Origin of the sequence: Bacillus hominis (assembly GCF_018332515.1) — a bacterium.
GTDB classification, from domain to species: domain Bacteria; phylum Bacillota; class Bacilli; order Bacillales; family Bacillaceae_G; genus Bacillus_A; species Bacillus_A hominis.
The window spans coordinates 1-444 of sequence record NZ_BOQD01000636.1 but is presented as its reverse complement, the minus strand read 5'-3'; the positions used below and the strand labels follow the sequence as shown (position 1 = coordinate 444).

At 28.6% G+C, this 444-nt stretch carries 1 pseudogene; it reads right to left on the bottom strand.

Annotation, left to right across the window (positions count from 1 at the left end):
- Positions 1-283, bottom strand: a pseudogene (locus tag KI356_RS27720) (GNAT family N-acetyltransferase); the annotation flags it as partial.
- Positions 284-444: the final 161 nt, after the last annotated feature.

Genomic DNA, 444 nt, shown 5'->3' with positions numbered 1-444 from the left:
CTACAAAAATACGATCGATTCTTCCGTACGATTTACCAGAAATCGTAACTATAATTCCCCCGATTATTTTTTCATCTATTATCACTTTGTAAGAATCCAATTCTTCAATTGAATATTTCATCATTTCAACTGAAGAATATCCTGGTGGTTGAATGTTATAATCAATTACATCATCTTGGCCGTGTAACCATCGCTTCACTTCTTCATCAAATGTTCTTTTCATTATTTCTGTTAACTTTTCAGCATCTAAAATTGTAGCTTTTTCTATAGATATTATTGTCATTTTTGTTTTCCCCTTCATTGTTACAATCTCATAACTTTTGCGATCTATATAGTTATAAAATAAAGAAAATTAAAACCAATCACTCTCTTTACTATTAAACTACAAATCAACCTATATTTTCCACTGTTACTTAGTATGAATGAATAAAAAGAAGAGAACAT